The organism is Ferruginibacter sp. SUN002 (genome assembly GCF_050611725.1).
Taxonomy (GTDB): domain Bacteria; phylum Bacteroidota; class Bacteroidia; order Chitinophagales; family Chitinophagaceae; genus Ferruginibacter.
Genome location: NZ_JBODJB010000001.1, coordinates 1355001 through 1370163, shown reverse-complemented (window position 1 = coordinate 1370163; position 15163 = coordinate 1355001). Strand labels below are relative to the sequence as shown.

8 protein-coding genes and 2 rRNA genes (1 of these 10 running past the window's edge) are annotated in these 15163 nt (G+C 37.1%); 2 read left to right on the top strand and 8 right to left on the bottom strand.

The genetic code is table 11. The features are described 5' to 3' along the window. The first annotated feature begins 372 nt into the window (after positions 1–372). Positions 373–1353 carry a glycosyltransferase family 4 protein gene (locus ACQ33O_RS06040; protein ID WP_430994664.1) on the top strand — a complete coding sequence of 327 codons (981 nt, stop codon included), beginning with the start codon at positions 373–375 and terminating at the stop codon, positions 1351–1353. Between the two features lie 66 nt (positions 1354–1419). Here the strand turns inward: ACQ33O_RS06040 and ACQ33O_RS06035 are convergent, their stop codons facing one another. From ACQ33O_RS06035 to ACQ33O_RS06015, 5 genes are all read right to left on the bottom strand, one after another. Then, positions 1420–2154 carry a LytR/AlgR family response regulator transcription factor gene (locus ACQ33O_RS06035; RefSeq protein WP_430994663.1) on the bottom strand — a complete coding sequence of 245 codons (735 nt, stop codon included), beginning with the start codon at positions 2152–2154 and terminating at the stop codon, positions 1420–1422. After that, positions 2151–3191 carry a sensor histidine kinase gene (locus tag ACQ33O_RS06030; protein WP_430994662.1) on the bottom strand — a complete coding sequence of 347 codons (1041 nt, stop codon included), beginning with the start codon at positions 3189–3191 and terminating at the stop codon, positions 2151–2153. The genes ACQ33O_RS06035 and ACQ33O_RS06030 overlap by 4 nt, the downstream gene beginning before the upstream one ends. 3 nt (positions 3192–3194) lie before the next feature. After that, on the bottom strand, positions 3195–3554 hold the full coding sequence (locus ACQ33O_RS06025; RefSeq protein WP_430994661.1) for a DUF4288 domain-containing protein: 360 nt from the start codon (positions 3552–3554) through the stop codon (positions 3195–3197). An 82-nt stretch (positions 3555–3636) separates the two neighbouring features. Continuing rightward, a complete protein-coding gene (locus ACQ33O_RS06020) occupies positions 3637–4419 on the bottom strand; it encodes a LiaF transmembrane domain-containing protein (protein ID WP_430994660.1) in 783 nt (260 codons plus the stop codon). A gap of 161 nt (positions 4420–4580) precedes the next feature. After that, the gene (locus ACQ33O_RS06015; RefSeq protein WP_430994659.1) at positions 4581–10745 is read right to left on the bottom strand and encodes an alpha-2-macroglobulin family protein; all 6165 of its coding nucleotides are present in this window, start codon (positions 10743–10745) and stop codon (positions 4581–4583) included. 259 nt (positions 10746–11004) lie between these two features. Between ACQ33O_RS06015 and ACQ33O_RS06010 the strand changes: the two genes are divergently transcribed. Next, positions 11005–11748, top strand: coding sequence for a DUF4476 domain-containing protein (locus tag ACQ33O_RS06010; RefSeq protein ID WP_430994658.1), 744 nt, complete (start codon positions 11005–11007; stop codon positions 11746–11748). A 65-nt stretch (positions 11749–11813) separates the two neighbouring features. On the opposite strand, the gene ACQ33O_RS06005 is transcribed toward ACQ33O_RS06010, so the two are convergent. The 3 genes from ACQ33O_RS06005 to ACQ33O_RS05995 form a co-directional block, all read right to left on the bottom strand. Continuing rightward, positions 11814–12698, bottom strand: a complete 885-nt coding sequence (locus tag ACQ33O_RS06005; protein WP_430994657.1) for a diacylglycerol/lipid kinase family protein — start codon at positions 12696–12698, stop codon at positions 11814–11816. Between the two features lie 177 nt (positions 12699–12875). After that, a 5S ribosomal RNA gene (rrf, locus tag ACQ33O_RS06000) occupies positions 12876–12987 on the bottom strand. A gap of 98 nt (positions 12988–13085) precedes the next feature. Continuing rightward, positions 13086–15163, bottom strand: a 23S ribosomal RNA gene (locus ACQ33O_RS05995) (it continues 800 nt past the right edge of the window).

The window sequence follows — 15163 nt, the reverse complement described above, 5'->3', positions numbered from 1 at the left end:
CAAGAGTGCGACGCCAATGAAGCCCAATAGATATTCTTCAGCCGGGCTCAAAAAAAATCACTACCTACCTGTGCATAATTATGTGCTAAACATGTGCCAAACAACGAGGCAAAAAACTTGCATTCTGTATAATGACGAAGTACCTTAGAGTTACAATTGAGAACAGATATTTAAGTAATTAAAAATGAAGTTTTCAAAGATCAAGGTGTGAGTCCGTCAAAAGAGGAAGCCTGATCACGGGACCATCGGGTTTTGAAATATAAAAGTGCAAACTGATATATGGAAAAATTTGGTGGTTCTTTTTTTATACTATACTGTGGCTTAGGAAGTTTTGGTACTTTTATCAAAATTTAAACCTACAGCAAAATACACATGCCCTATTCTATTGCCGTTATTTTACCACACACAAAACTCTTTGGCGGCGTTCGTCGTTTTTTTGAATTAGGAAAAATATTCATCGCTAATGGGCATACAATGACCATACTTACACCAGATGGCATTGCGCCGGACTGGTTTGATTTTGCCGGCACGATCGACAAAGTATCTAATATTCAACAATACAAATTTGATCTACTCTTTACAACAGAACCAGTTTTTTTAAATGATCTTTTAAAAGCCGATTCAAGATTAAAAGTTTTTTATCATGTTGGACCAAGTGCTCGACTCGACGACATATTGAAACACAAAGAGATCATTGTTTTTTCTAACTCAACCAATATGTATCTGCACAACAAACGTACATACAATATTGAAACAGTTAAAGCATTGGGAGGTGTACACATTCCTGCAACAGCAAAAGAGATCACCAATAAAAGACCTTTTGTGATCATGTGTTACGGACGATTATCCCGTAAAGGAAAGGGCACTAACATCGTTGTAAAAGCGGCTGAAAAATTATATAGATCCGGACAAGATGTAAAACTTATTTTATTCGATACACCTTTAGACGAAAAAGGCAAAGAACAGATCAAATCTTTTACATGCGCTGCTCCTTTTGAATTTGTATTGAATCATCCGGTAGATGAAAATGAACAACTGTTTAAAAAAGCAGATGTTTTTGTGGCGGTAGAAAGAAAAGGTGGCTGGAGTAATACTGCTGCCGAAGCTCTAGCTGCAGGAGTGCCACTTGTTGCATCTAATACCGGTACTAATGATTTTTTAATAGATGGTGTTACCGGTATTAAAGTATGGCGTCATTCATTTTTTGTGAAAAGGGCTATTGAGAAATTGATGAATGACATCGAACTGCAAAAATTATTAGCAACAAATGGCAGAGAGAAAATGAAAACTTTAAGCTGGGATACGTTGGCAAAATTTATTTTACAGTTTATTAAAGAAAAATCTTCAATATAAATGTATATCGAAAATTGATGTCACAAAAGTATGTTTACGGTCAGACGGAGACCGTTAGACCGGTGATTATATCCCCAAAACTTCTTTCAACTTTACATACCCTGTTTTGCTTACCGGCAATTGTTTACCGTTAGATAGAATGGCAAGATAACTGTCTTTTTCATGCAGATCTAAACGGGTGATCAATTGCACATTTACAATGTATGAACGATGTATGCGGATGAAACTTTGGGTATCCAAAACCGATTCGAAATAAGCCATAGTTTTATTCTTCAGAAAATAACCTTCGGCAGTATGTATTTTCACATAATCATCTGCTGCCTCCAGAAATTGAATTTGTGATAGCGGAATGATCTTTATTTTACCATTCTCTTTTACCACTATACGATTGTGCTTATCTGGTTGATTGAAAACTGTTTCAAGTAACTGTTTTGTATTACCGATATTGATTTCTTTTCCTTCTTTAATTTTTTGAAGCGCTTTATCAAACCTGTCTTTACTAAACGGTTTTAAAAGATAATCAGTAGCATGCAACTCAAATGCTTTGATAGCATACTCTTCAAAAGCTGTTGTAAAAATAACAGCGGGTGGATTGTCTACCAGTTCCAGCATTTCAAACCCATTGATCTTAGGCATTTGTATGTCGAGAAAAATAAGATCGGGTTGATGTTGCATGATGGCTTTTACACCTTCGAAACCATCGTTACATTCCTGCAGCACTTCAATATCTGTATGCGATTGCAGGTATTCCTTTATTACCATTCTTGCTAAAGGTTCATCATCTATAATTATTGCTTTCATATTTTTTGCGGTATCAAAATAGTTGTAATGAATTGATCGCTTGCTGTATGGGTATTTAAAAGGTCGTTTCTTTCAAAAAGTAAAAACAAACGTCGTTGAATAGAGGCCAGCCCGAAACCCGTCCCCTTAAAGGGCTGTGCCGTTTCTGCATCGAACGGATTCTGAATAGTGATCTCCAGTAAATTATTTTTATGCGTTGCATTTATAATGATGGTCACTTCACCAATAGTATCATACAAACCAAACTTGATAGCGTTTTCTACAGCAGGTTGTAATAACAAAGCAGGTAATTGCAATTGCTCTGCATCGGCATCTATATTTATTTTTGTTTGTAACCGATAACCAAATCTTACTTTTTCTATATCAAGATACAATTGCAGATACTGTATTTCTTCTGCTAAGCTATTCCATTGATGTTCTTCTTTTTTTAATGTGCCTCGTAAAAAATCAGAAAGCTGCTGTATCATATTTCTTGCTTTCTCCGGCTGTGTGCTTACTAACGCACTGATAGAATTTAAACTATTGAACAGAAAATGTGGTTGCAATTGCTGCCTAAGTTTAAACAACTCTGCTTCTTTGGCCAACCGTTCTGCTTCTTTTTGTTGGTTACCTGAACGCAACTGATCGAGTTGTGTGTACCAGAGCAAACTAATAGTAGAAATACAGCCGATCATTAAAAAACCGAAAGCAAAACGCAAGGCTGATGTTTGTTTTAAAGCCAACAAATATGCTTCATGATTTTTGAAAATAAAATATGACACAACTCGTATGATAAACAACCAAACAAAACTCAACACGAAACTCACAATGAATATGTACCAATATTTTTCATGCTTTGGCAGATAAAACCGCATATTACTGATAACAAGTAAACAAGCTGCCCCAAGTAATATATTACTGATAAGACTATCGACGATAGCATGCATTTGCGTTATACCAACCTGCCGCAACACTGTCCATTGTATAAAAGCCCATATCAACCACCATGCACAGAATGCAATACGACCTGCCCTTGATGATAACAATGATTGCGACAATTTTTAATTCAGTTTGATAGTGTTAACAGTGCAGTTTTCGAAGAGATATTTTGCTTTTAATTTGATTGTTCGGATGAATATTTCTGCATCGTCTTCTTCGTTTACTCTTGAATACATTTCTACACCATCCACTAAGTTATTCAATTTATGCATTTCAGGCACATCAATAAATTTCCACTGAACGGGTTTATTGTTATTATTTAAAAAAAGGTCTTCTTCTTTTTCACCAATTGATCTTGCTTTGTTGAATGCATGTAATTCATCTTCTGCATATATCAATCTTAACTGCTCATCAAACTGTGGGGTATGTAATCCTTTGTCTGATATTATCTGATAAATGATCTTTGTAAGATACCAGTTCATAAAAGTATAGTTTGGTTTTGTAATGGCTATTCCATTGGGAATTACTTTCGTGTTTCTACATTGCAGTAATATTTTTCAATTATCAGTAACTTTTAATTTCAATCCCTGCAAATATTGCGCTGCCGGTTAGTATGAGCACTTTGTTTGGGTCTACAAGAGTTTGCGTACTCCGTTCATCATCTACACCATGAAATACACCATCAATCTCGTTTTTCACTGTCCAGTTAGCAGGAATGATGAGTTTTACACCACCGAAAACTTCTTCGAGTTTTAGAACAGCACTTCCTTGTATATCTGCCTGTGAAAGATTTAATTCAACTCCGCCAAAGACACATTCTATTTTTCCTCCTTTAAAGGATTTTGATAATACCGTTCTTTTTAATCCGCTGAAAACAGATTTCACACTTAAATAATCATCGTTTAAGGGATCTGCCTCCTGCCATTGTTCTGTAAAAGCTGATTGACGCTTTTCTTCCCATTGCTGTCTACAACGCTCTCTTCTTTCATTCCTGCCGCCCCAACCCGAATGATGTTTGGGTTTAAACATATATGCCAACCCAACACCAATAAGTATGAAAGGCACAATGAATTTTTTAAGATCAACATCAGGCATCATATTATCCCACAAAAAAATACCACCTATTGCAACCAGAATAACCCATGTTAAGTTTCTAAAATTACTTTTTACACCTTTAAAAATACCTATTGCAATCAGCAGCATTGGCCAGGTCAATAACCACTTTGGAAAGATGACTCCCATTTTATCTGCGAATAGTACCACACCGATTGCAATAATGATCAACCCGCCTATGATCCTATTCTGGTTTGATCTGCTTAATTTGTTATTGTTTGAACTGTCTTCCATTTTTCTGTTTTTATTTGATATAACAAAACTAATATGAGTTTATTGCCATCAAAAGAGCGTTTAGGTTATCGAAGTAAAAACCTCGGTAAACGCCGGTAAAACGTCGGTAAAAAAAAATAAGCCCCGGCGATACCGGGGCTTAACAGAATTGTTATAATTAATTATTGATCGACTGTTACCCTTACACCTTCGCTATGACTTGTAAACTCCGGAGCGTACATACATTGTATGGTAGTAATACCATTGCTGAAATTACCTGCATGCGTTACAAACATTGGATATTCAAAAACGTACGTTCCCCTGTTAAGATAATTGAAGAAGAAATTAGTACTTGCATCTTTGGTGCTTTCATAATATCCCAATCCGCCTTGCCATTTGTATTCACTCAATACATTCACAGGTTCCATACAAGCAGCTCTCATATCTTTCATATGAATGTATTCCATATCTCTATCAACTTTTAATTCGATGCGTACTTTTATTTTGTCGCCGACTTTTAATTTATCTCCATCATTAACAGCAATTAACTGAGGACCTCTATCTGTATTTTTTTCAACAAATAATTTCTTAACTAATTTCAAGGGAGTTTCTGCCGATGTGATCTTATCCAGGTCTTCAAAATACTGCCAATACACACTTCCCCAAGAAGGACCATACACATGTCCTTTAGGAAATGTGTCAACTGGTGGGTTTTGGATTGTTACTTCAATATTTCCCATTTCAGGTTTTACTTTATCTCCCTCAATTCTTTTTTTGAAGTAACCGGTACCACTTTCTGTTGGATCTTCATCACTATTGATATTTGTAGTGCCTAACTTAATTACAGTTTCTCTCTCTTCTACCAACCAATTACTTCCTCCCAACAACAAGGCATAACATGCTTCGGCTGTGGCTTTGGTTGTTTTCCAGTTTTGTGTTTGTTTTTGTTTTAGCAACCAGGTTTTAAGATCATCAACAGTAGCGGTATTTTTGTCGATATCGGTAAATGCTTCTATCATCATCGCCTGAGATTCTATCGGGGCTTCATGCCACCAGTATCCACCTGTAGTCCATTCTTTCCAGTACATACCCAATTCATCTTTGTTAATTGCATTTTCCTTTAACGACTTAATGATTGCTTTTGGAGTTACTATATCTTTTGTACGATGCAATGTTAGTGCAATCATTGCCTGCAAATATTTAGGATTATTTAGCCAATACTTTTTGATCTGACCAAGCCAATAGTTATAGGCAGATTTTGAGACCGTCCCAACCGCATATTCAGGAAAGAAGCTACGCATATATAAGTACTGAATAGAAGTAGCATTTAAATTGTTTTGATTCAGTTTTACTTTATGCTTTATAAGATAGTCGTAATCCTCTTTTGTTTTTTTATCTAGATATGGAATAGCAGCATCTAATATTGATTGTACATTTTGATTTTGCACACCTAATTTTTTCAAGTGTCCGATGCCGGTAACAATGTATTGTGTTATGTATCTATCATCCGGTCCACCTTTGAACCATACAAAGCCTCCATTGCTGCTTTGCATTTCTTTTAGTTTAGCAATGGCTTTATCAGTCTCAGCTCCCATTTTCACCATATCGAACAGTAAAGCAATATTCTTTTTTTGCTGAGCTTCATTCTGTGCTTCCATTACCCATGGCGTTTCTTGTAACAAGGCAGATTTGAGCTCTTCATTTTTTTGAAGATTACTCATCAAAGCTGCTGTGTCAACATCTTTCCATTTTTCAAAAACGGCTTTTATCGCCGGCATTGATTTGGTAATATGTGTTGCCAAGGCGTTTGCATAAAAACGATTGAATGTTTGTTCGGCACATTCGTATGGGTATTCCATTAAATACGGTAGTGCCTGTATCGCATACCATGCCGGATTACTGGTATACTCAACAGTTAGTGAATTATTTTTTAGCGTTTTACTTTCACCACTCTTAAGTAATTTTTCAAATTTGAAATCTTTCTTTGTTGTGTTTCTTAAGTTAATCGGCATAGATTCTGTTACCAATGTTCTATTAGTCAAAACAGGTAAAGCCATTTCTTCTCCATCGCTGAATGTATCTCCATTTTGATAATTCGGCACCTGAGCTTCTGCCTTAATTCTGTATAGTAATGGTCTACCGAAATTTAATGGTATTTCTATTGGAAATTTTACCAATGCACTTTGTTTAGGCCATGTAAGAAAGCTTTGTGTGAATGCGATATTCTTAAATAATTTATTCACCGGTTCATTAGTTACGGCGTCAAATAACTCTAGTGTTGCAGTTCCGGCAAAAAATGTATCCAGCATATTTACAATTTTTGCACTGAATTCCATTTTATCCCCTTCTCTCATAAACCTTGGTGCATTAGGTTGCACCATCAATGGTTTTTGCGTCACAATTGTTTTTTCAGTGTAACCACTTGCCAGTTCTTTAGTATGTGCTAAAGTCATCAACTTCCATTGAGTCAGTGCTTCGGGCACAGTAAATTCAAAACTTACATTTCCTTCAGCATCTGTTTTCAGATCAGGGAAGAAGAAAGCGGTTTCGTTAAAATTCTTACGCACCTGAACATTATCGGAACTTACACGTACGCCATTAGCATCTACCTTTAAACCTCTTGGCGTATTAGGTTCTTTATCCAACTGATCGGCAACCCCATCTCCATCAGCATCATCCATTGCCGGCTTTGGAAGTTTCATATGTTTTGGAGAATCGTCATTTCCTACCGTAACAACAGAATCAGCAACGGCAACATCATTAGCTTCAGAGGTAACCGAATTTGTGACGCCCCACGCAGTAGATGGGCTCATATAAACCCCGGCGACTTTGCCTTCTAATGCAGTCTTGCCTTCTATTGATTTAAAAAGTCTGTTTCTATATGGGTCATTAAAATATATTAATCTATCGTACGATTTTGGCAATGGATTTAAATACACGCTTTCATGCCAATCGTATAACCAACCACCGAAGCTTGTAAATCCCGGGCTACTCCAGCGTATTTCATTATGAAATGATGGCCAAACATTTAAGGCACTCCAACCGTGTGGCCTGAACTGATCAAGACTTGCATCATACATAGCGGCCAATATTTCAGAAGATACTTTTTCGCCTTTACTACCTGATATTTTTACAGTCCAACGATCTTTTGCTCCGGGCAATAATTTATCTCTGAATGTTGAGTAAGAAATTTTTAGATCTTTGTTGCTCCATGGCACTGCAAAAGTTTCGAATCCTGTGTAGGGTCTATTGTGTTGAACAAATGCATAGCTCATAGATACCCCACCACGGTAATCTTCATAAACGGGAAAGGAGTATTTCGAGGGCGAGTAGTTTGATATCTTATCATAAGTTGTTCCAAGCTTTTGACCTGGTGTACTCATGGTGTGTATCAACCATACATTATCGAATACGGTGGAAATGGTATAACTAATTTGTTCTCCCGGTTCAGCCTTACCTTTTATCACTTTTACAGCAATGGCTTCATTCACAGCATCTTTATTATCAAATAACAGAATATACTTTTCTGCTCTAACATCTTCTCCGTATTTATCTTTTGTTGTTACAATAATCTTATACCACCCGGCAGCAAGTTTCGAATTTCGTAAGTTGAATTTTGAATCATCAGATGTTGAATCAGAAATATCAAGAACTCTATCTGTTACAGGCCAAGTGTTTTGCTGGTCTTCATCTTTATAAACATCGTAGGGAAAAGCAGCGTAATATTGTTCTTTACTCATAAGAAACTGATCAGGTAGTTGCCAGAATCTATTTCTGAAAAATCTGTTTGGACTCTCCACCTTATGGATAGTAAGATTGACGAAGGCTTTTTCAAAAATATCATTGGTGTTGGTGCTGCTGATCTGAATATTTTTCAGACTATCTGCATTTAATTTATCGGCAACATTAATTTCTAATTTCAAGGCCTGATAAGCTACAGCCACTGAAGTTTCTGCACTTCTTGTTTCGCCATTTAAATCTGTTACATCTGCAGTTACTTCATAATAAAAAGTTGGTTGATCTTTTTTATCGATTGAATTATCTGGCAACGCTTTGAATTTAACAGTAAACTCTCCGTTCGCATCTGTTATCGATTCTCCCGATGTGATCTCAACTTCTTCGTTACGGCCATAAGGAAGCGATGCAAATTTGCCCATACCACTACGTACATATCCTCCATATCCCCACCAAACGGGATAGCGCACTTTTCTTACAACTCTGTAAGTAACTTTTGCTCCATCCACTTTATTTCCTGCATATGCTTTAGAAGTACCCGTTACCGTTATACTATCATTCACTTTGTATGTACCCGATGGTCGTTGCATTTCTACCGAAAACTTAGGTCGCTTATACTCTTCAACACTGATATATTGTGAACTGCCTGTAGTAATATCCTCAAGCCTGAATTGACCTGTCAATCCCGTAACAGGCAACTTAAAGGCTCCATTATAAGAACCATATTCATTTGTTAGAAGTACTAGTTCTCCAGACTTCTGATAATTGGCATCAAACAACTGAACGGTAGATGATCGGGATGGCAATATTTTCGTTCTCGAAGCTTCATTATCCGACTGCAACACTATTCCTTTAAAATAAACAGTTTGCCCGGGGCGGTAAATGCTTCTATCAGTAAATAAAAGGGTGATTGGTTTTGCAGTATTTTCATAATCATTGTACGCATAATTATATTGAGTTTCTTCCTGAAACAATTCGTCTTTCATATACTTGATCTGAAAAGTATAATTCCAATAATCTTCCCCTTTTTTAAAAATAAACGATCCGTTTTTATCCGCCGTTAATTTATCGCCTTTAACTTCCTCATATTTACTCTTTGCATAATTATATTTTCTTTCCCACACCTGAACTTCTGCGCCGGAAAGCGGCTGACCGTTATCTCGATTTAAAACATAATATTGATTTTCATTGTTGTTTATATAGCTTATGTTACTCACTTGCACAACCTGCATCACAATAATATTTTTCTTTGTAGTAAAATTTTCATCTAAACTTGCTAAAACGAAGTATGTGCCAACCGGAAGTTTATCGACTTTAACTTCTACAGCATGGTCCATATAATCTCCGGGATCGGGTAATATTTCACTCCAATTTTTTATATATTTTAAACTGCTTATTTCTTTTCCAGCCTTTTCATCATATCTGATATCCGAAAATTTTTCTATCTCATCTCTATTCGTTTTCACAATACGGAAATAAATATTTTTCACATTTTTATATTTGATTAAGGTTCTGAAATGTTGATCTGGAACATTCACTTTCTCTGCTTCCATACTCAATGACGGCTCTAAAATTCCATTTAACAAGTTGCGACAGTTAATTCCTCCTTCACTTTTTGGAAATTTGCTTATCACCTGCTCACAAATTTCCTTAGCTATTTTAATTCCATTAGGATTATCCATTTTTGTACTGTTACGAATAGCCTTATCGTAATACGATTGTGCTATTAAATAATTTGCTTGTGCAGATATTGGATTACTGGAATAAGTGTTCCCGATATTTTTCAATGCAGTCTCATACAGATTTGCCTTATTCTCACTAACCGAATATTGATTAACAAAACTCAATCTGATCATATCTGCATCCAATAATGCATCGGGATTTTTATCATTTATATGAAAACGTAAAATTTCTTGAAAAAGCAGCATTGCTTTATGGTGAAGACTCAAGGTGTCTTCTGTATAAAAGGAAGCATTAATAAACTCATTTACCGGTGCAAAGGCCTTTACATCATTAATTTCAAATTTATATGTCGGCCTGGTGAGATAACCTTCCCCCGATACAAAATACTCTAATGCTCTATGAGATAAAAAATCGAATAATGTAGGACGCAAATGCCTTGAATTTTCCCCTTTTATGATCACAGGATTTAATTCATCAAGTTTTGTATTCTTCAAAAGTTCACTATTCTTAATTGATGAAAGATATAACTTAGAGATAGTGGCATATAGTTTATCCAAACTCCATGTGTTAATGTCATGGCTTTTTTCTTCCTCTAATTTTGTTCTGTTATACAATTGCCAGGCATGGTTTCTTGTAAACTGCCAGAACATTTCTGCTTGCATACTTTGCAAAATATTTTTTGCTGGTACTTTTGCTTTAGCTATCAAAGTGTCTACAAAAAAAATATTATTTTCGTAACTGTCTTCATCAATTAAATTTCTATAGTTGATCTGATAAATACAGGCTTTAATTTGTTGTGCGTCATTCTTATCTTTTAATGCAAGATTGTAAATTATCATCACTTCTTTCAGAGCACTTTTAGTAAGCCCTTTTTTCTCCAACGCTTCTACCTTCTTCCATTTGTCAGAATAATCCTTTGTTTGTGCCATTGTAATCTTAGATATACTTATTGTTACAAGAATAATTAGTAATACTTTTTTAATCAACATATTTATCTGTTTTAGTAGTAGAAAGAAATTAGTGCATTAAGGTTGTATGCTCCATAAAACATCCTCAATTCTTTAGATGTAAAGTAATATTAGTTTACATAAATAAAAAGTTGTTTTGTTCTTTAACTTTTCTTTAAGTATTGTTTTTGGCACTACGGCACACCATTTGAAAATATACTATAAAAAGGAGAAACAAATTATGAAAAAGACATTTACCCTCTTAACAGCCTTGTTACTATCAGTAGCAATCTACGCTTATCCTAAACAATCCTCTATTACTATTTCTACCACCGGTAATTATGGAATTTCTGTAACCATAGATGGTAAGCAGTATAAAGTCAAAAACAATTATGTATCTATTGATGATCTATCTGCAGGTTATCACAGCATAAAAATTTACCGACAGACTAACGGTAGAAAAAACGGTCGGTTTAACAGTAGCCTTCAGCAGATTTACAACAGCAATTTATATATAAAGCCTCAGTATGATGTAGATATAATTGTTAGTCGCTTTGGTAAAGTATTTATTGATGAACAAAGTACTAATGATCGTAACTGGAATGATCGTAACAATGATTGTTGGAAAGATGATGATGATGATTGGAACGACCGAGACAACGATTGGAATGATCGTAACAGCAGTAACAACAGTCAAACAATGAGCAGCTCTCAATTTGAGCAATTCAAACAAACAATAAAAAAAGAAGTGTTTTCGGATACAAAAGTAGCTATTGCCAAACAAGGAATTTCAAGTAACTATTTTTCAGCTGGTCAGGTAAAGGAAATATTACAGCTCTTTACTTTCGAAGACAATAAACTTGATGTAGCTAAATATGCTTACAAATACACAATAGATCAAAACAATTACTATACTATACTTGATGTATTTACATTCAGCAGCAGTAAAACTGAACTGATGGACTATATCCAGAAAAACAAATAATTAATCCCTATTAAAACAAAGCCTCACCAAATAATGGTGAGGCTTACTTTTTGGATAACATTAAATTAATATTTGAATAAGTACCTTTTGGGCAAAATTTTAATTGAAAAATCTTTAGCACTAATAAATTCACCATCCAATTGTGCTGGAGTTTCCCTTTCGCAATTAATTACAAATGATGTGGCCGTAAAGTGTTTAATAAAAGGCAAAGAAAGGTGTTTCCCTTTTTCAATTACAGGCAAATAGCGTAATCTTTTAAATACTGAAAGCTTTTCACAAACAATCAAATTCAAAAACCCATCATTGATTTGCGCCAATGGAGAAACATGAAAGCCCCCACCTGTTCTTGATGAATTACTGATCATCAATAAAAGATATTTATCCGAACTCGAAAAGACATTACTTTTAATAGAGAAAAAATATTCCTTGAATGTAAATATCTTTTTCAAAACAACAACCAAATACCCAAGATGGCCTCCCAACAATCTGACGGTATTCATAGACTTAAGCACTTCCCCATCAAAGCCAATTCCAACTCCATTAATAAAGATCTTATCATTACAAGTTGCTGCATCTACAGATTTTTCATCAGCATTCAAAACAAGTCGCAATTGTTCATCAATTGAAATATCACCATATAGTTTCCAGGCAAAATCATTCCCAGTTCCACCCTTAAAAAGCACAAGGGGAATATTGATATCAGAAAAATAATTGAGAAAATAATTAAGTGTTCCATCTCCACCAATTATCCATGCTTCCGTAAAAGGAGAAAATATTTTTGGCCAATCTTGTACAAAAACAGTATGTAGAATCTGCTTTCTTTTTAGAAAATCTGTTACAGTTGATAAAAGTTGCAAACTCTTGCCTTTCCCGGCAGAAGAATTTACAAAAATGGCAATATTTTTATCATTTGGCATTATGCTATAAAGAAAATAAAATTCATTCAGCAATCCAAAAATGTTTAGGGCTTTCATTTGGGCGTGCCCCTAACGGGTCGGGCTATACGCTACAAGCACTCTCCACTCGTTCCTCGTGGTTCCAGGCTTTCCGCATCTATCCCTCATACAGTTAAATTCAGGAGTATATATAAATAAAAAAGCCCTCGATAAATCGAGGGCTTTCAATGAATATGGCAGCTACCTACTCTCCCAGTTGGAATACTAGTACCATCGGCCATAAGGGGCTTAACTTCTCTGTTCGGTATGGGAAGAGGTGAACACCCTTGGCAAAACCACCATAAGATCTTGCACGCTATGCGTAAATAATGTACATATTGGGAAAGTTGTTATTAGAGTAAATCCAGTTTTATAAAACTGTTCTTACGAACAATAAAATAAAAAATAAAGCTTACGGGTAATTAGTACTACTCGGCTTCGATGTTACCACCCTTATACCTGTAGCCTATCAACGTGGTAGTCTCCCACGGCCCTTAAAAGTAAACTCATCTTGAAGAAGGTTTCACGCTTAGATGCTTTCAGCGTTTATCCTTGCTGTACATAGCTACTCTGCATTGCACCTGGCGGCACAACAGATACACCAGCGGTACATACGACCCGGTCCTCTCGTACTAAGGTCATGTCTTCTCAATTTACTAGCGCCCATCACAGATAGGGACCGAACTGTCTTGCGACGTTCTGAACCCAGTTCACGTGCCACTTTAATCGGCGAACAGCCGAACCCTTGGGACCTTCTCCAGCCCCAGGATGTGACGAACCGACATCGAGGTGCCAAACCTTACCGTCGATATGAGCTCTTGGGTAAGATCAGCCTGTTATCCCCAGAGTACCTTTTATCCTTTGAGCGACGGCCCTTCCATACAGAACCGCCGGATCACTTTAGCCGACTTTCGTCCCTGATCGGCTTGTAAGCCTCACAGTCAAGCTCCCTTATACTAATGCGCTCTATGTACGATTACCAACCGTACTGAGGGAACCTTTGCAAGCCTCCGTTACATTTTAGGAGGCGACCACCCCAGTCAAACTACCCACCATGCACTGTTTCCCGTTAGGGATTAGATTCTAAATGTTTAAAGGTTGGTATTTCAACGACGACTCCATCACGCCTAGCGACGCAACTTCAAAGTCTCCCAACTATCCTACACATCAAAAATTCAAAATCAATGCAAAGTTGTAGTGAAGGTTCATGGGGTCTTTCCGTCCCGTGACGGGTAACCGGCATCTTCACCGATACTACAATTTCACCGGGCTCGTGGAGGAGACAGTGTACAACTCATTAGACCATTCGTGCAGGTCGGAACTTACCCGACAAGGAATTTCGCTACCTTAGGACCGTTATAGTTACGGCCGCCGTTTACTGGGGCTTCAGTCAGAAGCTTTGGATTACTCCGAACATCCTTCCTTAACCTTCCAGCACCGGGCAGGTATCAGGCTCTATACGTCATCTTTCGATTTTGCAGGGCCCTGTGTTTTTGCTAAACAGTTGGTTGTACCATTTTACTGAGACCGTCCGAAGACGGTACGCTTTATCCCGAAGTTACAGCGTCAATTTGCCTAGTTCCTTCTCCACGGCTCACCCGAGCGCCTTAGAATATTCATCCCACCCACCTGTGTCGGTTTGCGGTACGGGCTGTCTATACCATAACTTAGAGGTTTTTCTCGGAGGTTTGATTAGGATCACTATCAGCGCTGCCGAAGCTTTGCTGTACTATCAGGTTCGACTAGTCGTGCGGATTTGCCTACACAACCAATATCTACACCCTTTAACCCGGTATTCCGTAACCGGGCGGATCTTTCACTACCTCGTCACCCCATCGAAGTATAAACAGGTGTTGGAATATTAACCAACTTGCCATCAGCTACCCCTTTCGGGTTTGCCTAAGGACCCGACTAACCCTGATCTGATTAACATTGATCAGGAAACCTTGGGTTTACGGCGTTGAAGTTTTTCACTTCAATTATCGTTACTTATGCCTACATTTTCTTTTGAAACCACTCCAGCATGCATCGCTACACACCTTCGCTGTTGTTTCAATGCTCCCCTACCACAACTACGCCTAGCGTAGTGTTTAGAATTTCGGTTCGTAGTTTGATGCCCGATTATTTTCCGTGCAGAGTCTCTCGACCAGTGAGCTGTTACGCACTCTTTAAATGAATGGCTGCTTCCAAGCCAACATCCTGGCTGTTATAGAAACTCCACCTCGTTTGATCAACTTAACTACGTATTAGGGACCTTAATTGCTAATCTGGGTTATTTCCCTCTCGGCCATGGACCTTAGCGCCCACAGCCTCACTCCCGGAGATATTTAGTACCATTCGGAGTTTGTCAGGATTTGGTAGGCGGTGAAGCCCCCTAGTCCAATCAGTAGCTCTACCTGTACTAAACGTCTATAATCCGAGGCTGTTCCTAAAAACATTTCGGGGAGAACGAGCTATCTCTCAGTTTGATTGGCCTTTCA